This is a genomic window from Stenotrophomonas lacuserhaii (assembly GCF_014836545.1).
Classification (GTDB): domain Bacteria; phylum Pseudomonadota; class Gammaproteobacteria; order Xanthomonadales; family Xanthomonadaceae; genus Stenotrophomonas; species Stenotrophomonas lacuserhaii.
Window position 1 is genome coordinate 25,767 of sequence record NZ_JACSQS010000023.1, and the last position, 19,405, is coordinate 45,171.

The 19,405-nt window shown below is 67.5% G+C and carries 10 protein-coding genes; 9 read left to right on the forward strand and 1 reads right to left on the reverse strand.

Annotated elements, in window-relative coordinates; translation table 11 throughout:
• Nucleotides 1-3 precede the first annotated feature (3 nt).
• From H9654_RS16525 to H9654_RS16545, 5 genes are all read left to right on the forward strand, one after another.
• A complete protein-coding gene (locus tag H9654_RS16525) occupies nucleotides 4-1,566 on the forward strand; it encodes a hypothetical protein (RefSeq protein ID WP_191771824.1) in 1,563 nt (520 codons plus the stop codon).
• A gap of 71 nt (nucleotides 1,567-1,637) precedes the next feature.
• Nucleotides 1,638-2,609: a glycosyltransferase family 2 protein gene (locus H9654_RS16530; RefSeq protein WP_191771825.1), complete on the forward strand. Its 972-nt coding sequence runs from the start codon at nucleotides 1,638-1,640 to the stop codon at nucleotides 2,607-2,609.
• A 219-nt stretch (nucleotides 2,610-2,828) separates the two neighbouring features.
• Complete coding sequence (locus tag H9654_RS16535; RefSeq protein WP_191771826.1) at nucleotides 2,829-3,884, forward strand: glycosyltransferase; 1,056 nt, start codon at nucleotides 2,829-2,831, stop codon at nucleotides 3,882-3,884.
• 85 nt (nucleotides 3,885-3,969) lie between these two features.
• Entirely contained in the window at nucleotides 3,970-6,396 is a 2,427-nt protein-coding gene (mrcB, locus tag H9654_RS16540; RefSeq protein WP_191771827.1) for a penicillin-binding protein 1B, read from the forward strand.
• Between the two features lie 5 nt (nucleotides 6,397-6,401).
• Nucleotides 6,402-6,929, forward strand: a complete 528-nt coding sequence (locus H9654_RS16545; protein ID WP_191771828.1) for a hypothetical protein — start codon at nucleotides 6,402-6,404, stop codon at nucleotides 6,927-6,929.
• Between the two features lie 576 nt (nucleotides 6,930-7,505).
• Here H9654_RS16545 and H9654_RS16550 read toward each other — a convergent pair.
• Nucleotides 7,506-8,825 (reverse strand): M20 family metallopeptidase, encoded by a 1,320-nt coding sequence (locus H9654_RS16550; RefSeq protein WP_191771829.1) that lies wholly within the window; start codon nucleotides 8,823-8,825, stop codon nucleotides 7,506-7,508.
• 185 nt (nucleotides 8,826-9,010) lie between these two features.
• Between H9654_RS16550 and H9654_RS16555 the strand changes: the two genes are divergently transcribed.
• From H9654_RS16555 to yccS, 4 genes are all read left to right on the forward strand, one after another.
• Nucleotides 9,011-10,252 carry an efflux RND transporter periplasmic adaptor subunit gene (locus H9654_RS16555; RefSeq protein ID WP_191771830.1) on the forward strand — a complete coding sequence of 414 codons (1,242 nt, stop codon included), beginning with the start codon at nucleotides 9,011-9,013 and terminating at the stop codon, nucleotides 10,250-10,252.
• A 75-nt stretch (nucleotides 10,253-10,327) separates the two neighbouring features.
• Complete coding sequence (locus H9654_RS16560) at nucleotides 10,328-13,582, forward strand: efflux RND transporter permease subunit (RefSeq protein ID WP_191771831.1); 3,255 nt, start codon at nucleotides 10,328-10,330, stop codon at nucleotides 13,580-13,582.
• Between the two features lie 31 nt (nucleotides 13,583-13,613).
• Entirely contained in the window at nucleotides 13,614-16,736 is a 3,123-nt protein-coding gene (locus H9654_RS16565; protein ID WP_191771832.1) for an efflux RND transporter permease subunit, read from the forward strand.
• Between the two features lie 115 nt (nucleotides 16,737-16,851).
• On the forward strand, nucleotides 16,852-19,050 hold the full coding sequence (gene yccS, locus H9654_RS16570) for a YccS family putative transporter (RefSeq protein ID WP_191771833.1): 2,199 nt from the start codon (nucleotides 16,852-16,854) through the stop codon (nucleotides 19,048-19,050).
• The last annotated feature ends 355 nt before the right edge of the window (nucleotides 19,051-19,405 follow it).

Consider the following 19,405-nt stretch of genomic DNA (forward strand, 5'->3'; position numbering starts at 1 on the left):
CACATGGAAAGGAATTCGCGTCGCGCAGGCGGGCCGGGACACGATGCGCTGCAGCGCGTACGCCGGGAAGGGCGCTGGTGGTGGCTGCAGGCACGGCACACGCACAGGATCTGGCGCTGGGCGCTGCTGGCTGCCGTCGTGCTGTTCCTCGCCCTGATCCTGCTGCGAAGGCCGCTGGCCGACTGGTTCTGGGATGAGCCGCGCATCCAGCAGCTGCTGGAGCAGGGCGATCATGCCTTGCTGGCGGGCCGCCTGAGCGCAGCCGATGGCAGTGGCGCGCGCGAGTATTTCCAGGCTGCACTGGCGCTGGATGGCGACCGCAGCCAGGCACGCGAGGGCTTGGCGCGGACCGGCGCGGCGGCGCTGCGGTGGGGCGCCAACGCGCTGGCCCGGGACGACCTGGGTTCGGCCGCCGAAGCGCTTGCGCTGGCGCGGCAGTTGCAGGTGCCACAGCCGGCCAGCGAGGCCCTTGCGCGCCAGCTTCGCGACCGACAGGCAGCAGGCGCCGGGCTTGACGTGCTGCTGGGCCAGGCGCGCCAGGCACTGGCTGCCGGACGGCTGGACGACACCCCGGAGGATGCGCTGCCGCTGCTCCAGCGCGTGCTCGAACTGCGTCCTCTGGACGTGGCGGCGCTGGAGGCGCGTGAAGACGCGCTCAGCGATCTACTGCTGCGTGCACGCACGGCCAGCGAGCGCGGCGATGTGCAACAGGCCGCCCGGCTGTTACGGCGCGCACGTGATTATGATCCGGGCCATGCCGACCTTCCGGCCAGCCAGGAGGCGCTGTCGCGCGCGCTGGAATCGCGTGCGCGACAGGCCGCCCGTGAGCTGCAGCGTGGCCGGCTGGACGCTGCTCTGGCGCAGCTGCAACCTGCGCTGGACGCTGCGGGGGAAGATCCGGCCGTTGCCCTCCAGCGCGGGCGCCTGGCCGCCGCGTTGCTGAAGCAAGGCCAGCGCCTGGCGGCGGATTACCGCTTCGATGAGGCCGCGGCGCGGCTTGACGATGCGCAACGCCTGCAGGGAGCCTCGCGTGAGCTCACGGCGGCCCGCCAGCAGATAGAGCGTGCCCGCCTGGCAAGGCAGTCACAGCGCGGCAGCGGTGTGCGTCCCGGTGCCAGCACGAAGCAGCTCGGGCGCCTGCTGGAACAGTTGGGCGAGGCCGAGGCGCGCGGACAGTTGATCGCCCCGCCCGGTGCCAGTGCCTACGACGCGCTGCGCGAAGCCCAGTCGCTCGCCCCGGACGACCGGCGTGTCGTTGCGGCGGCCAAGCGCCTGCTGCCGGCCAGCCGCCATTGCTTCGAAGACGCACTGCGGCAGAACCGGGTCGAAGCGGCCGGCGGCTGCCTGCAGGCGTGGCAGACCCTGGCGCCGACCGATCCCGGGTTGGGGGTGGCACGCAACCGCCTTGCCCTGCGCTGGGTTGCCATCGGCAGTGAACGGCTGGGTAGTGGAGATGTCCGGTTCGCGGCGCGCGCCGCCCTTCAGGCCCGCCAACTGCAGCCCGCGCTTGCTGAACTTCCTGCGTTCGAGGCGCGGGTTCTCCAGGCAGGTGGGCTTCCGCGCTGAGCCGTTGCGCTGTCGGCCGCTGGCCGTGTCCGCTATAGTCCTGCCGCTGCATCCATCTGTCACGGTCTTCCATGCCTGCTGCTGTCCCTCTTGCCGATAACGCGGTCCGCCATGCGGACGGACAAGGACATGCAGCGCGTTTCGACGCGCAGTCTACCTGCGCGGTGATCGTGACCCATGGGCCGGACCCCGCGCTGCTGCAGCAGGTAGTGGCAAGCGTGGTTCCTCAGGTGGGACACGTGGTGGTGTTCGACAACGGCAGCGGTGGGGTGGACGTGGCCGGCCTGCTGGCGGGACATCGCCGCGTGAGTGTGATGCCATCGGCGCTCAACGTCGGCCTGGGCGCTGCGTTGAACCGGGCCTGCGAGCGCGCGCGCGAACTGGGTTTCCTGCACGTGCTGATGATGGACCAGGATAGCGTGCTGGCCGAAGGCATGGTGCACACCCTGGGTGCGGCGCTGGTCGAACTGCAGCAGGGCGGTGACGTGGCGGCGGTGGGGCCGCAGTTCCGCGATGCGCGCAGCGGCGAGCTGGCGCCGTTCGTGCGCTTTGGATTTCCGTTCAACCGTAAACTGCGCGGCGGGCCAGGCCAGCGGGTGTCCTGCGATTTCCTGATCACCTCCGGTTCGCTCGTTCCGGTGGAATCACTGGTGCGGATCGGACCGATGGACGAAGCACTGTTCATCGATAACATCGACATGGACTGGTGCTTTCGTGCCAAGCGTGCGGGGCTGTCCCTGCACGGCATATGCGATGCGCAGATGGCGCACAGCATCGGTGAGCAGCTGCTCGCTTCACGGGTGAAGCAGGACGGGGTGATCGTACACAAACCGTTCCGCCTGTATTTCATCATGCGCAACCGGGTGTTGCTGTATCGCCGCGGTTATACCCCGCGGGTATGGATCGCTCAGGATGTGCCGCGACTGGTGCTCAAGTTCATCGGCAACGCCTTGTTCCTTCCGGCGCGCTGGCAGCGGCTGGTGTTCATGTGCAAGGGACTGCGCGACGGCGTGGCGGGCCGCAGCGGTGGACTGCCGGGCTGACTGCGCTGCCTGACGCTCGAGGCGGAAAGCGCGGCGCGAAGGATACTCATCCTATTGAGTCAGCCTATAGGGTACGCGCGTAATGCGCGCATGACGGACACTGTTGCCCCTCCGATCATCCTTTGTGATCGAGATGGCCTTTGATGACGCGCTATGCGCCGTTTCTACAAGTCATTTTGAATACCGTCACTTTCCTCACCACGAGGAAGGGTATCCATCATGCGCAGCAGTGCGCCAGGTTCCACGTCGGCGCCGCGCGTAGGCGTCGTACTGTGTGCTTTCAACGGCGAGCGGCATCTCGCCACGCAGCTGGACAGTATCCTGGGGCAGACCCGGTCGGTGGATGAGATCGTGCTGGCTGACGATGCGTCGACAGATGCAACGGCGGCCATACTTGCAGCCTTCGCCCAGCGTGCACGCCGGCAGGGGGTGTCCGTGCTACTGCTGGAGAATCAGCGCACGCTCGGCTGTGTGCAGAACTTCGCTGCAGCACTCCAGCGCGCCACGGCCGACATCATCCTGCTGTGTGACCAGGATGACCGCTGGCATCCCACGCGCGTGCAGGATTGCCTGGGCCCGTTCGCCGCCGACCACTCGCTGTTGTTGCTGCATGCCGACGCGCGCCTGGTGGATGCCACCGGTACCGTCATGTCTGCCAGTCTGTTCGACACCCTGCGCATCCATCCAGCGGAGATTTCCCTGGAGCGTTCGGCCCTGCCCGTGGATGCGCTGCTGCTGCGCAATGTGGTGACCGGTGCGACCTGTGCGTTACGGCGGGAGCTGCTGGCTCTGGCCATGCCGATGCCCAGTGCGTGGTTGCACGACGAATGGCTGGCCCTGATCGCGGCGCTGCATGGCGGTCTGGATGTCCAGCGCGCTGCGTCCATCGACTATCGCCAGCATGCCGGCAACCACATCGGCGCGCGGCGCGAAACCCTTTTGCAGCGCATCCGGCGGCTGGATCTTCTGAGCAGGGAAGGCCGCGCGCGGATGCAGCAACGCTTTGCGGTACTGGACCAGACGCTGCAGCGGCAAGGGGTCTGCTTGGCGCCGCCGCGTTGGACCGGTCTGCAGGCGATCTGCTGGCGGATGGCCGCTTCGCGCTTGCTGCTATATCGGCAGGCGGAGGTGGAGTGGCGCTGGGTTCTGCACGACCTGACGCGCCTCATCGGCCGCGTGGTGGCGGCAAGCTGGGCCGGTGCGGGCTGGCGTGGGCCCTGCGCGGCTCTGCACGCTGCGGCCCTGGTCGCGCTGCGGCGTCGTCTGCCAGCTTGAACTGAACCCAACGGCGGGGACGGGAACAGGCAGCGTTCGCGGGGCCTGGGGTAGACTCGGCGCATTCAAATATCGCGCCCTGCCTGTGCCCCGACGCTACGATTCCGACGACATCGACGATCTCGACGACGACAACGACACCGGCGCTTCGCCCTGGCGCCGCCGGTTGATCACCTGGAGCATGGCCGCCGTTGCGCTGGGGCTGGGCTTCCTGATCCCGTATACGGTGTACCTGAACCATCAGGTCACCCAGCGGTTCGGGGAGCTGCGCTGGCAGATCCCCACGCGGGTGTACGCGCGTCCGCTGGTCCTGCTGCCGGGCAAGGCGATGGACGCGGCCACGCTGAAGACCGAACTGGCCGCGTCGGCGTACCGCGATGACGGCGTCGGCGAGGCGCCGGCGACCTACGCGGTGAAGGGCTCGCGCTTCACCATTTCCAGTCGTGGTTACAACGATGTTGACGGCCGCGTGGCGCCGCGACGGGTGGAGCTGACGCTGTCCGGTGGCAGCATCGCCTCGCTGCGTGATGCCGAAGGGCGCAAGGCACTGAAGGCCGCGCGCCTGGATCCGGCCCGCATCGCCACGCTGTACGGGCAGAAGCAGGAAGAGCGCCGCCTGATCCGCATGGAAGAGGCGCCGGACCTGTTGGTCACCGGCCTGCAGGCAGTGGAAGACAAGGACTTCAACCGCCACCACGGCATCGATCTGTCCGGCATCGCCCGCGCGGTGTGGGTGACGGTGCGGTCCGGTGGGCAGAGCCGGCAGGGTGCTTCCACGCTGACCCAGCAGCTGGCGCGCAGCGGCCTGCTCGGCATCGGCAAGGAACAGACCCTCACCCGCAAGTTCAACGAAGTGCTGTTCGCGCTGATCATGGAAGCGCGGTATGACAAGCGCACCATCTTCGAGGCCTACCTCAACCAGGTGTATCTGGGGCAGCGCGGCAGCCAGGCCATCCATGGCATGTCCTCGGGTGCCGAATTCTGGTTCGGGCGCGACCTGTCATCGCTGGAAAGCGAGCACATCGCGCTGCTGATCGGCCTGGTGAAGGGGCCGTCCTATTACGATCCGCGGCGCAATCCGGAGCGCGCGCTGGACCGGCGCAACTTCGTGCTGGGCAAGCTGCACGAGGCCACGCTGATCGATGATGCGGAATACCAGCGCGCCGTGAAGGCGCCGCTGGGCGTGCCGAAGAATCCCGGCATCGTGGCGGCCAACCGGTTCCCGGCCTACATCGACCTGGTGCGTCGCCAGCTCGGCCATGATTACCCTGAGTCGGTGCTGCAGGGCGCAGGGATGAGCGTGATGAGTGGCATGGCGCCGTCCGCGCAGGCTTACGCCGAAGGCGCGGTGACCCGCACCGTGAAATCGCTGGAGAACAAGAAACGGCCGGAGATCCAGGCCGGCCTGGTGCTGACCGACGTGCACAACGGGGACGTGTTGGCCGTTGTGGGTAACCGCGAAGTTTCCGCGCCGGGCTTCAACCGGGCCATCGAGGCACAGCGCCAGGTCGGCTCGCTGCTCAAGCCGTTCGTGTACCTGCTTGCGCTTGCCCAGCCGGATCGCTACTCGCTGGCCAGCTGGGTGGATGATTCCCCGGTCACCGTGAACCTCGGGCGCAACCGCAACTGGTCCCCGGGCAACGCGGACAACCGCAGCCACGGCACGGTCCGGCTGGTCGATGCGCTGGCACATTCGTACAACCAGGCCACCGTGCGGGTGGGCATGCAGGTGGGTCCGGAGCGGGTCACCCAGCTCATTCACGTGCTGGCCGGGATCAAGGCCGACCCGAATCCGGCGGTGATCCTGGGCGCGACCGACCAGAGCCCGTATGCGATGGCCCAGCTGTACCAGTTCCTGGCATCCGGCGGTGAAATACAGCCGCTGCATGCCGTGCGTGGCGTGCTGGACCCGCAGGGCAAGCTGCTCAAGCGTTATGACAAGACTCCGGCACCGGCCCAGGAAGGGGATTCGATTGCCGCCAACCTGATCAGCATCGGCCTGCAGCAGGTGGTGTCCAGCGGTACCGCCCAGCGCCTGAACGCCGATGGCCTGGCGCGCCTGCAGGCGGCCGGCAAGACCGGCACCTCCAACGACGGCCGTGACAGCTGGTATGCCGGCTACACCGGTGACCACCTGGCGGTAGTGTGGATGGGCAACGACCAGAACGAGCAGACGGGCCTGTTCGGCGCCACCGGCGCGATGCGGGTCTGGTCGGGCATCTTCTCGCGCCTGCCGACCGCGCCGCTGCGGGTCAGCGACAAGGGCCTGGACTACCAGTACGTCGAAGCCACCGGAACCGGCGCCACCGATGCGGGCTGTCCCGGCGCACGCCGCTTCCCGTTCGTGGTCGGCTATGCGCCAGCGTACGCGTCCTGTGCCCCGCCTGCCGCGTTGCCCGAAGAGGGCGGCCAGCAGGGTGGGGGCTGGCGCAGCTGGTTCGGCCTGGATCCCAAGCCGGATGCTCCCGCAGAACCTTCGGCGCAGCCAGCGCCTTCGACGTCCCCGAGGTAAGTGCCATGTCTTTCCGTACCCTGCGCGTGTCCCTGGTTGCGCTGGCGCTGAGCGCCTCGCTGGCTGCCTGTGTCAGCGCGCCACCGCCGGTGGTGGCGCCAGTGGATACCACGACGCCCGCCCAGCGCATGGCCGCAGTCGAGGCCGCCGCAGGTCCTGATGACAAGGAAGTATCGGTGGCGCCGCTGCGCGATCCGCAGGTCGACGATCTGCGCCAGTCGGCGCACGCGCAGCGCCAGGCCGGTGACTTGGCGGCTGCGGCAGCGCATCTGGACCAGGCCTTGGGCCTGGTTGCTGAAGATCCGGCGGTGCTGCAGGAGCGCGCCGAGATCGCGCTGCTGCAGGGCCAATGGGCCCCGGCCGAACAGTTCGCGCACCAGGCCCTGCAGCTCGGATCGAAAACCGGTCCGCTGTGCCGTCGTCACTGGGCCACGATCGAGCAGGCGCGCCTGGCGCGCGGCGAGAAAGAGAACGCCGTGTCGGCCCACGCGCAGATCGCCAGCTGCACCGTGCCGCCGATCATGCGCTACTGAGGTTGGCGAACGGGTAAGGCCCCCTCGCGGGTGGCTGCTATTTGAAGCCGCAGCGGGAAGTGGGCCGGGTGATGGGGCTGGTCGGGGGACGGCAGAAGCCGCATCCTGCGGGCCTCGTTTCGCGCCATCCATGGCGCGGGTCCACGTCATCGCATTCGCGCTGCCGCTCCCACGCTTTGCTGCGCAAACCGTGGGCCCCGTCTCACCAGTACCCACACCCCGCCGCTTCGCGGCCGCCCCTGACTCAGGGGCTCCCTTCACCTGACGAGCCCTGTCTTTCTCCAGCCCTTCCAATCCCGCTCTGTCCATGACTCTGCATGGACCCGTCGAAGGTGGGGCGGGGTGGGTTGGTGGGAACGCTCATCCGCATGGGTCCGGCGCATGCGCCGGACGCGCTGGGCAGGAGCCCAGCGCAGGTCTTGCCGCCTGTGCAGGACTGCACCGGCGAGCAAGCGGATGGCGAGCCTACAGGGACGTACTTGCGGCGATTCCCACGAACCCACCCCGCCCCGCCAACGCAACAGCCCTGCAGCTCTTGACGTTCGCTTTTGCACTTGAGCAAGTGCCGGCAAACACTCACCCTTGGACAGGCGCGCCGTGCAGATAATCCAGGCTGACCTGCAGCAACGCCCGCAGGCCGACATCCAGCGCCTTCTCATCCAGCAGGAACTTCGGCGAATGATTCGCCGGCGCCTTGGCCGGGTCGATGCCCTCGCTGGTGGAACCGACGAAGAAGAACATCCCGGGCACTTCCTGGGCGAACAGCGAGAAGTCCTCCGCGCCCATCTGCAGCGGCGGCTCGTACACATTGTCCTTGCCCACCACCGCCTGCAGGCTCGGCAGCATGCGGGCGGTCAGCTCCGGGTTGTTGACCGTGGCCGGGTTGCCTTCGGCCTCGTAGATCTCGGTCACCGCCGTCGCCCCATGCGCCGCCGTGGTGTGCTCGGCCACGTTGCGCAGGTCGGCGAAGATCTGCTGCCGCATGCCCTCGTCGAAGGTGCGGATGGTGCCGACCATCTCCACCTCGTCGGGGATGATGTTGTAGCGGATGCCGCCGTTGATCGCCCCGAAGGTCACCACCGCCGGCTGCTGGGACAGGTTGGTGCGACGGCTGACGATGGTCTGCGCAGTACCGATCAGGTCGGCCGTGGCCACGATGGGGTCCACCCCGTTCCATGGCGCCGAACCATGCGTCTGGCGGCCGATCACCTTGATCCCGAAACGATCCGAGGCCGCCATCAGCGGGCCACCACGCACGGCGATCTTGCCCGCCTGCACGCTGGAGAACACGTGCAGGCCGAACACCGCCTCCGGCTTGAAATCGGCGAACACGCCTTCCTTCAGCATCAACGCCGCACCGCCCTCTTCCGGCGGCGGCGCGCCTTCCTCTGCGGGCTGGAAGATCAGCATGACCTGGCCCGGGAGGTCCTTGCGCATCGCCACCAGCGCTTCGGCCACGCCCAGCAGCGTGGCGGTATGCGCATCATGGCCGCAGGCATGCATGACGCCGACCTGCTGGCCGCGGTACGTGCTGGTGGCCTTTGAGGCAAACGGCAGCCCGGTCTGCTCGGTCACCGGCAGCGCGTCCATGTCCGCCCGCAGCGCGATCTTCGGGCCGGGCTTGCCGCCTTCGATGATCGCCACCACGCCGTGGTGGGCGATACCGGTCTTCGGCTTCAGGCCCATTGCGCGCAGCCGCTTGGCGACTTCGGCCGAGGTGCGCTCCTCACGGTTGGACAACTCCGGATGCTGGTGGAAATCGCGACGCCATTCCACTACCTGGGCCTGCAGGCGCTCGGCGGCAGCGGCCACTTCGGGACGCTCGGCGGCCTGGCCATGGGCAAGCATCGGCAGGGCCAGCAGCAGGGCGGATGACAGCAGCGCGCGACGGGGCATCGGGATCTCCACGGTAGGGTTGCGCTTGAATGTAGGCCAAGCTGTCGCTTTCGGGAACCTTCGGCCGCTGGCAGGGTCGGAGCATCCGGCCCTTTTGGCATGCAGGCAGCGGCACCGCCCGCAGGTATGCTTGGCACCTTGCCAGCCGTGCGCCTTGCCCGGCCCAGCCCCCAGGAGTGATTGGAATGTCGCGTTTGTGGAAGATCGTGCTGCTGGTGGTGGCAGTGTTGGTGGTCGTCTTCATCGGCCTGCGCATGGCCGGTGGTGGCAAGGAAAAATCGTCCGGCGACGCCGCCGCGAGCGCTGAGCGCGGTGGACCGCCGGCCGACGCCGGCCCGGTACCGGTGACCGTGGTCCAAGCGCAGCGCCAGGACGTGCCGGTGTACGCCAGCGCTCTGGGCACGGTGAGCGCGATGAATACCGTCACCGTCAGTCCGCAGATCGGCGGCCAGCTGATGAGCCTGAACTTCCGCGAAGGCCAGGAAGTGAAGAAGGGTGACGTGCTGGCGGTGATCGACCCGCGCAGCGCGCAGGCGAGCTACGACGAGGCGGCTGCCGCCAAGCGCCAGAACCAGGCGCAGCTGGCCACCGCACGCTCCAATTACCAGCGCTCCAGCGCACCGGAGTATGCGCAGTACGTTGCCAAGACCGACCTGGATACCCAGCGCAATCAGGTGGCCCAGTACGAGAGCGCGGTGGCCGCCAACGAGGCCAGCATGCGCGCCGCCCAGGTGCAGTTGCAGTACACCCGGGTCACCGCGCCGATCACCGGCGTGGCCGGCATCCGTGCGGTGGACGCCGGCAACGTGGTCAGCGCCGGCACTGCCCTGGTCACCCTGACCCAGGTGCACCCCATCCACGTGGTGTTCAACCTGCCCGAGCGCCAGCTGGGCGACGTACGCGCCGCGCAGCAGGCCGGCGCGGTGCAGATCGCCGCGCTGGACCGCACCGATGCGCACGTGATCAGCGGCGACGGCACCCTGGACGTGGTGGACAACCTGATCAGCAGCGACAGCGGGACTTTCCGCGCGCGCGCCCTGTTCGCCAACCAGGACAACATCCTGTGGCCCGGCCAGTTCGTCAACGTGCGGCTGCAGCTGCGCACCATCGGCGGCGGCATCGTCATCCCGACCCAGGCCGTGATGCGCGGCCCGGACGGCGAGTACGTCTATGTCGTGCAGGCCGACAACACGGTCAAGATGCAGACCGTGCGCAGCGGCGTGGAAGTCGGTGACAGCCACGTGCAGGTGACCGAAGGCCTGAAGGGCGGCGAGCGGGTGGTCAGCGAAGGCCAGTTCCGGCTCAAGCCGGGCGCCAAGGTCAACGCGCTGAAGCCGGGCGAGACCCCGGCCGCGCCGACCGAAGCCGAACTGAAGGCGGCACAGCAGCAGAACGGCGGCGGCCGCCGCGGCGGTGGTCCGCGCTGAGCGCGGCGATCGCCTGAGTTACCGGCGCCGGCACTTCTGCCGGCGCTGTCATGACGTTCCAGCAAGGATCCGCCCGTGGGCTTTTCGACCCTCTTCATCCGCCGCCCGATCGCCACCTCGCTGCTGATGGCGGGCCTGCTGCTGCTCGGCATCCTCGGCTACCGCCAGTTGCCGGTATCGGCGCTGCCGGAAATCGATGCGCCCAGCCTGGTGGTCACCACGCAGTATCCCGGTGCCAATGCCACCACCATGGCATCACTGGTGACCACGCCGCTGGAACGGCAGTTCGGGCAGATCTCCGGACTGGAGCTGATGACCTCCGACTCGTCGGCCGGACTGTCCACGATCATCCTGCAGTTCTCGATGGAACGGGACATCGACATCGCCGCGCAGGACGTGCAGGCGGCGATCCGCCAGGCCACCCTGCCCTCCTCGCTGCCCTACCAGCCGGTCTACAACCGGGTCAATCCGGCCGATGCGGCCATCGTCACCCTGAAGCTGACCTCCGATACGCGCCCGCTGCGCGAGGTCAACAACTACGCCGATTCCATTCTCGCCCAGCGCCTGTCGCAGGTGCAGGGCGTGGGGCTGGTGTCGATCGCCGGCAACGTGCGCCCCGCCGTGCGCATCCAGGTCAATCCGGCGCAGCTGTCCAACATGGGCCTGACCCTGGAAGACCTGCGCAGCGCGCTGACCCAGGCCAACGTCAGTGCGCCGAAGGGCTCGCTGAACGGCAAGACCCAGTCCTACAGCATCGGCACCAACGATCAGCTGACCAGTGCCGCCGAGTACCGCGATACCATCATCAGCTACCGCAACGGGGCGCCGGTGCGCCTTTCCGACGTCGCCAACGTGGTGGACGGGGTGGAGAACGACCAGCTGGCGGCGTGGGCCGACGGCAAGCCGGCGGTGCTGCTGGAAGTGCGCCGCCAGCCCGGCGCCAACATCGTGCAGACGGTGGAGCGCGTGCGCGCCCTGCTGCCGCAGCTGCAGGGCGTGCTGCCCGCCGACGTGCACCTGGAGATCTTCTCCGACCGGACCGAAACCATCCGCGCCTCGGTGCATGAAGTGCAGTTCACCCTGATCCTGACCATCGGACTGGTGGTTGCGGTGATCTTCCTGTTCCTGCGCCGCCTGTGGGCCACCATCATTCCCTCGGTGGCGGTACCGCTGTCGCTGGCCGGCACCTTCGCGGTGATGGCCTTCGCCGGCATGTCGCTGGACAATCTTTCGCTGATGGCGCTGGTGGTGGCCACCGGCTTCGTGGTCGACGATGCGATCGTGATGATCGAGAACATCGTCCGCTACATCGAACAGGGCAAGAGCGGCAAGGAAGCGGCGGAGATCGGCGCCCGCCAGATCGGCTTCACCGTGCTGTCGCTGACCGTTTCGCTGGTGGCCGTGTTCCTGCCGCTGCTGCTGATGCCCGGTGTCACCGGCCGGCTGTTCCATGAATTCGCCTGGGTGCTGAGCATCGCGGTCACGCTGTCGATGCTGATCTCGCTGACCCTGACTCCGATGATGTGCGCCTACCTGCTCAAGCCGGACGAACTGCCGGAAGGCGAAGACGCGCATGAGCGCTCGGCGGCGGCCGGCAGGCAGAACCTGTGGAGCCGCACCGTCGGGCTGTACGAGCGCAGCCTGGACTGGGTGCTGGCCCACCAGCCGATCACCCTGGCGGTGGCCGGCGCTGCGCTGGTGCTGACCGTGGTGCTGTACCTGCTGATCCCCAAGGGCCTGCTGCCCGACCAGGACACCGGCATGATCACCGCCGTGGTCCAGGCCGACCAGAACGTAGCCTTCCCGCAGATGGAACAGCGCACCAAGGCCGTGGCCGAGGCACTGCGCAAGGATCCGGACGTGACCGGGGTGTCGGCGTTCATCGGCGCCGGCAGCATGAACCCGACGCTCAACCAGGGCCAGCTGTCGATCGTGCTGAAAGAGCGCGGCGAGCGCGACGGCATGGACGTGATCCTGCCGCGCCTGCAGGACGCCGTGCGTGACATCCCCGGCATCGCGCTGTACCTCAAGCCGGTGCAGGACGTGACCCTGGACACGCGCGTGGCCGCCACCGATTACCAGTTCGTGCTGTCCGACGTGCAGGCCGATGAAGTGGCCACCCATGCCACGCGCATGACCGAAGCGCTGCGCAAGCGCCCGGAGCTGGCTGACGTGGACAACAACCTGTCCACGCAGGGCCGCGCGTTGGAACTGAACATCGACCGCGACAAGGCCAGCGTGCTGGGCGTGCCGATGCAGACCATCGACGACACGCTCTACGATGCCTTCGGCCAGCGCCAGATCTCCACCATCTTCACCGAACTCAACCAGTACCGCGTGGTGCTGGAAGTCGCGCCGGAGTTCCGCACCAGCACTGCCCTGATGGAACAGCTGGCGGTGGCCTCCAACGGCACGGGCGCATTGACCGGCACCAACGCCACCAGTTTCGGCCAGGTGACCTCGTCCAACTCGTCCACGGCCACCGGCATCGGCAACCAGAACACCGGCATCACCGTCGGTGGCGGCGGCATCATTCCGTTGTCCGCACTGGCCGACAGCAAGGTGACCAGTGCCCCGCTGGTGGTCAGCCACCAGCAGCAGCTGCCGGCGGTGACGATCTCCTTCAACGTGGCCCCGGGCTACTCGCTGTCCGCTGCGGTGAAGGCCATCGAAGAGACCCAGGCCGAACTGCAGCTGCCCTCGCAGGTGCATGCACAGTTCATCGGCAAGGCCGCCGAGTTCACCGGCAGCCAGACCGACGTGGTGTGGCTGCTGCTGGCCTCGCTGGTGGTGATCTATATCGTGCTGGGCGTGCTGTATGAAAGCTACATCCACCCGATCACCATCATCTCCACCCTGCCGCCGGCCGGCGTCGGTGCGCTGCTGGCACTGATGCTCAGCGGCCTGAGCCTGTCGGTGGACGGCATCGTCGGCATCGTGCTGCTGATCGGCATCGTCAAGAAGAACGGCATCATGATGGTCGACTTCGCCATCGAAGCACGGCGCACCGGCGCCAACGCGCACGAGGCGATCCGCCGTGCCTGCCTGCTGCGCTTCCGCCCGATCATGATGACCACCGCCGCAGCGATGCTGGGTGCGTTGCCGCTGGCGCTGGGTACCGGCATCGGCTCGGAACTGCGCCGCCCGCTGGGCATCGCCATCGTCGGCGGGCTGCTGCTGTCGCAGCTGGTGACGCTGTACACCACGCCGGTGATCTACCTGTACATGGAGCGGTTCTCCGAATGGCTGGCGCGACGCCGCGAGCAGCGTGCGGCACGTCGCGGCGGAGATCCGGTACAGGAGCCACCGCTGCAGGAGCCGCAGGCGTGAGCATGACCGACGTGCTGGCGGGAGCGTGGCATTGAACATCTCCGGCCCCTTCATCCGCCGCCCCATCGGCACCGCGCTGCTGGCGATCGGCCTGTTCATCATCGGCCTGATCTGCTACCTGAAACTGGGCGTGTCGGCGCTGCCGAACATCCAGATCCCGGTGATCTTCGTGCATGCCAACCAGTCCGGCGCCGATGCCTCGACCATGGCCTCCACGGTCACCGCGCCGCTGGAACGCCACCTCGGCCAGCTGCCGGGGATCGACCGCATGCGCTCGTCGAGCTCGGAAGGCAGCTCGCTGGTGTTCATGATCTTCCAGAGCGATGTCGACATCGATTCGGCCGCGCTGGACGTGCAGACGGCGATCAATTCGGCCCAGGCCGACCTGCCGTCCGGGCTGGGGTCGCCAATGTTCTCCAAGGCAAACCCCAACGACGACCCGGTCATCGCCATCGCGCTGACCTCTGAAACGCAGTCGGCCGACGACCTGTACAACGTCGCCGATTCACTGCTGGCCCAGCGCATCCGCCAGATCACCGGGGTGTCGTCGGTGGATATCGCCGGCGCCTCCACGCCGGCGGTGCGCGTGGACGTCAACCTGCGACTGATGAATGCCCTGGGGCTGACCGCCGATGACCTGCGCAATGCGGTCCGCGCGGCCAACGTCACCTCGCCCACCGGCTTCCTCACAGATGGCAACACCACCACCGCGATCATCGCCAACGATTCGGTGGCACGCGCGGCGGACTTCGCCAACCTGATCATCAAGACCGGCGCGGACGGGCGCATCATCCGCCTGCAGGACATCGCCAACGTCTACGACGGCCAGCAGGATGCCTACCAGGCGGCGTGGTTCAACCACAAACCCGCCGTGGTGATGTATGTCTTCACCCGCGCCGGTGCGAACATCGTAGAGACCGTGGACCGGGTCAAGGAACAGATCCCCACCCTGCGCGATTACCTGCAGCCGGGCACCACGCTGACCCCGTATTTCGACCGCACCCCGACCATCCGCGGCTCGCTGCACGAGGTGCAGATCACGCTGCTGATCGCCTTGGCGATGGTGGTGCTGACCATGGCGCTGTTCCTGCGCCGGCTGGCGCCCACGCTGATCGCCGCCGTCACCGTGCCGCTGTCGCTGGCCGGTGCGGCGCTGGTGATGTACGCGCTTGGCTTCACCCTGAACAACCTGAGCCTGCTGGCGCTGGTGATCGCGATCGGCTTCGTGGTCGACGATGCGATCGTGGTGATCGAAAACATCATGCGCCACCTGGACGAGGGCATGCCGCGCATGCAGGCGGCCTTCACCGGCGCGCGCGAGATCGGCTTCACCATCGTCTCGATCACCGCTTCACTGGTCGCGGTGTTCATCCCGCTGCTGTTCGCCAAAGGCATGATGGGCGCGTTCTTCCGCGAGTTCACCGTCACCCTGGTGGCAGCCATCGTGGTGTCGATGATCATCTCCCTGACGCTGACGCCAGCGCTGTGCAGCCGCTTCCTGGACCCGCACGCCGATGCTGGCAAGCCGACCCGTTTCGGCCGTTGGCTCGATGCCGGGCACGACCGCATGCTGCGCGTCTATACGCGCCTGCTGGATTTCTCGCTACGCCATGCGCTGCTGCTGTCGTTGACCCCGCTGATCCTGATCGGGGTGACGATCTTCCTGTTCGGTGCGGTCAAGAAGGGCGCGTTCCCGCCGCAGGACACCGGCCTGATCTGGGGCCGTGCCAACTCCAGCGCGACGGTCTCCTTCGAAGACATGGTCAACCGCCAGCGCCGCATCACCGACATGCTGATGGCCGACCCGGCGGTGAAGACCGTCGGCGTGCGCCTGGGCAGTGGCCGGCAGGGCTCCAGCGCGCAGTTCAACATCGAACTGAAGTCGCGCAAGGACGGCCGCCGCGAAACCACCGCGCAGGCGTTGTCGCGCTTGAGCGCCAAGGCCGACCGCTACCCCGACCTGCAGCTGCGCCTGCGCGCCATCCAGGACCTGCCCAGCAACGATGGCGGTGGCTCCAGCCAGGGCGCGCAATACCGCGTGTCACTGCAGGGCAACGACCTGGCGCAGCTGCAGGAGTGGTTGCCCAAGCTGCAGGCGGTGCTGAAGAAGAACCCGAAGCTGGCCGACGTGGGCACCGATGTCGACGATGCCGGACTGCGCCAGAACATCGTCATCGACCGGGCCAAGGCCGCACGCCTGGGGATCTCGATAGGTGCCATCGACGGTGCGCTGTACGGTGCGTTCGGCCAGCGCCAGATTTCCACCATCTACTCGGACATCAACCAGTACAGCGTGGTGGTCAACGCGCTGCCCGAGCAGACCGCAACCCCGGGTGCCCTGGACCAGGTGTACGTGCGTGCGGGCAATGGCGAGATGGTGCCGCTCACTGCGGTGGCCGAGCAGGTCCCCGGGCTGGCGCCTTCGCAGATCACCCACGAAAACCAGTACACCACGATGGAGCTGAGCTACAACCTGGCGCCCGGTACCAGCATGGGCGAGGCCAAGGCGATCATCGACAGCACCGTGGCCGGCATGCGCATGCCCGGCGACATCCGCTTGGCTGAGGGCGGTGGATTCGGTTTCGATTCGGACCCGATGGAAATGCTGGTACTGGTGATGGCCGCGATCATGACCGTGTACCTGGTGCTGGGCATGCTGTACGAAAGCCTGATCCACCCGGTGACCATCCTGTCGACCCTGCCCGCTGCGGGCGTCGGTGCGCTGCTGGCGCTGTACGGCACCAACACCGAACTGTCGGTGATATCGATGATCGCGCTGGTGCTGCTGATCGGCATCGTCAAGAAGAACGCGATCATGATGATCGACTTCGCGGTGGTGGCCCAGCGCGAGCACGGCAAGAGTGCGCTGGAAGCCGCGCGCGAAGCCAGCATCGTGCGCTTCCGCCCGATCATGATGACCAGCATGGTGGCGATCCTCGCCGCGGTGCCGCTGGCCATCGGCATCGGCGAGGGCTCCGAACTGCGCCGCCCGCTGGGCATCGCGATGATCGGTGGCCTGCTGTTTTCGCAGAGCCTGACCCTGCTCAGCACCCCGGCGCTGTACGTGATCTTCTCCTGCCTGGCCCAGCACTGGCGCAGCTGGCGCACCCGTCGCCGCGAGAAGAAACAACTCAGGCGCGCCGCCCGCGCCTGAAAAAAGGGGACGGAGGGGATTAAGTCGCATTCGACCATAGGCGGCCGAATGCGACTTAATCCCCTCCGTCCCCTTTTTTCACGATAATGGAGGCTGATGCTGCTGCCGAGCCCGCATGTCCGCCCGCGAATCCCGTCTTAGCCGCCTGTGGGCGCACGAGAAGGCCAGTTATGGCCTGCGTGTTTTCATTGCCCTGAGCACGGCGATGGCCGTGTGCTGGCACCTCGACGCGCTGCCCGCACTGCCCGGCGTGTTCCTCGGCATCATCGCCAGCGCCATCGCCGAAACCGATGACAACGCCTGGGGCCGCACCAAGGCCGTGGTGCTTTCCTTGCTGTGCTTCTGCATCGCCGCCGCCGCGGTCGTATGGCTGTTCCCGCTGCCGTGGGTGTTCATCAGCGCGCTGGCGCTGTCCACCTTCTGCCTGACCCTGCTTGGCGGGCTGGGTGAGCGCTACGCCTCCATCGCCCAGGCCACCGTGACCCTGGCCATCTACACCATGATCGGGCTGGAACAGCATGGCGCCGGTGACTGGCGTACGGCGCTGGACGCAGTCAGCCACCTGCTGGCAGGGGCGACCTGGTACGGCCTGCTGTCGATCCTGTGGACCGCGTTGTTCGCCAACCGTCCGGTGCGCGAACGGGTGGCCCGGCTGTATGTCGAACTGGGCCGCTACCTGCAGTTGAAGGCCACCCTGTTCGAGCCCGTGCGCGAGGCCGACCTGCAACGCAGGCAGCTGGCGCTGGCTGAACAGAACCGCCGCGTGGTCGAAGCGCTGAACATCGCCAAGACCGCGATCCTGGCCCGTTTCGGCCGCTCCGGACGCCCTGCGGTGAACTCCGGATTGTACCTTCGCCTGTATTACACCGCGCAGGATTTCCACGAGCGCGCCAGCTCCTCGCACTATCCGTACGGGGCGCTGGTGGATGCGTTCTTCCACAGCGACGTGCTGTACCGCTGCCAGCGCCTGCTGGACCTGCAGGGCCAGGCGTGCGCCCGCCTGGGCGAAGCGATCCGCGTGCGCCGCCCCTTCGCATACGGCGACAGCAACCAGCAGGCGGCACGCGACCTGGTCGATTCGCTGGCCTTCCTGCGCGTGCAGGATCGTCCGCAGTGGCGCCGCCTGCTGGCCTCGCTGGACCTGCTGGTCCACAACCTGCAGAGCATCGGCCGCCGCCTGCTGGACGCCGAGAATTCGGACGCCACGCTGGACAACGTCGACACCCGGCTGCGCGACAACAACCCGCACACGCTGCGCGAGATGGCCACGCGCCTGCGGCAGCAGCTGACCCCGGGCTCGGTGTTGTTCCGCCATGGGCTGCGCATGGCCATCGCACTGGTCGTGGGCTTCGCCGCCATCTCACTGTTCAATTTCCAGAACGGTTCGTGGGTACTACTGACCATCGTGTTCGTGTGCCGACCGAACTTCGGCGCTACCCGGCAACGGCTTGCGCAGCGGATCGCCGGCACATTGGGTGGGTTGGTGCTGACCTGGGCGTTGCTGCAGCTGTTCCAGGATCTGCACAGCCAACTGCTGATCGCGCTGCTGTCTGCGCTGCTGTTCTTCTTCACCCGTACCGACCGCTACCTGGTGGCGTCCGGCGCGATCACGGTGATGGCGCTGACCTGCTTCAACCTGATCGGCGATGGCTTCCTGCTGATCGTGCCGCGCATGGTGGACACCGTGCTCGGCTGCGCGATCGCCGCCGCTGCGGCCTTCCTGATCCTGCCGGACTGGCAGGGGCGCCAGCTCAACAACGTGCTGGCGCGCGTACTGGACAGTGCCGCGCGCTACCTGGAAGCGGTGTTGGGCCAGTACCGCAGCGGCATGCGCGATGATCTTGCCTACCGCATCGCGCGACGCGACATGCACAATGCCGACGCAGCGCTTTCCACGGCGTTGTCGAACATGCTGCGTGAGCCCGGCCATGTCCGCCGCAACCTCGATGCGAGCTTCCGCTTCCTGGCGTTGTCCAACACGCTGCTGGGCCATCTGTCCGCACTGGGCGCGCATCGCGACCAGGTCGACAGCTTCGCCCAGGACCCACTGGCGTGGTCCGCCGGCGAACGCGTGCAGCAGTCACTGAAGCAGCTGGCCAGCGCGCTGGCCGAACGCCAGCCGATCGTGGACGATGACGGCGAGGGTGACCGCGGTCTTGCAGAGCAACTGGAGCAGTTCGACGATGCGATGCCACCGAAGCTGCAGTTGATCCGCACGCAGATTGCGCTGGCATTGCGATTGCTGCCGAAGCTGCGCAGGGCGGCCGATGAGGCGGTGCAGGGGCCGGTGCGGGAGCGGACTGCGAACGGGTGAGACCCCCTCGCGGGTGGCTGGTTCAGAGCTGCAGTTGGTTGGCGCCGGGCGGGTGGGATCTGCAGGACACGCCGCAAGTACGTCCATGTAGGCTGCGTCGCCGCATCCATGCGGCTCAGCGTCCTGCAGACCCCACCCGCCCGCCCCCCTGACAGGTTCCGGGGACCGCCACCCGCGAAAAAAAAGGAAGAACAAAGGCAGGGGTCAGAGTCCTTTCGCTGCGCGAAAGGACTCTGACCCCATCTTTCCCCCCTTCCAACCCCCCGCTCTATCCATGGCCACCATGGACCTGTCGAAGGTGGGGCGGGGTGGCTGTGCAGGACCGTCTTTTCGCATGGATGCGAAAAGCGAGCCT

Bases quoted from the DNA above. Each gene is read 5' to 3' on its own strand.
- H9654_RS16525 (WP_191771824.1), top strand. From the start codon at position 4: ATGGAAAGGAATTCGCGTCGCGCAGGCGGGCCGGGACACGATGCGCTG.
- H9654_RS16530 (WP_191771825.1), top strand. From the start codon at position 1,638: ATGCCTGCTGCTGTCCCTCTTGCCGATAACGCGGTCCGCCATGCGGAC.
- H9654_RS16535 (WP_191771826.1), top strand. From the start codon at position 2,829: ATGCGCAGCAGTGCGCCAGGTTCCACGTCGGCGCCGCGCGTAGGCGTC.
- H9654_RS16545 (WP_191771828.1), top strand. From the start codon at position 6,402: ATGTCTTTCCGTACCCTGCGCGTGTCCCTGGTTGCGCTGGCGCTGAGC.
- H9654_RS16550 (WP_191771829.1), bottom strand. From the start codon at position 8,825: ATGCCCCGTCGCGCGCTGCTGTCATCCGCCCTGCTGCTGGCCCTGCCG.
- H9654_RS16555 (WP_191771830.1), top strand. From the start codon at position 9,011: ATGTCGCGTTTGTGGAAGATCGTGCTGCTGGTGGTGGCAGTGTTGGTG.
- yccS (WP_191771833.1), top strand. From the start codon at position 16,852: ATGTCCGCCCGCGAATCCCGTCTTAGCCGCCTGTGGGCGCACGAGAAG.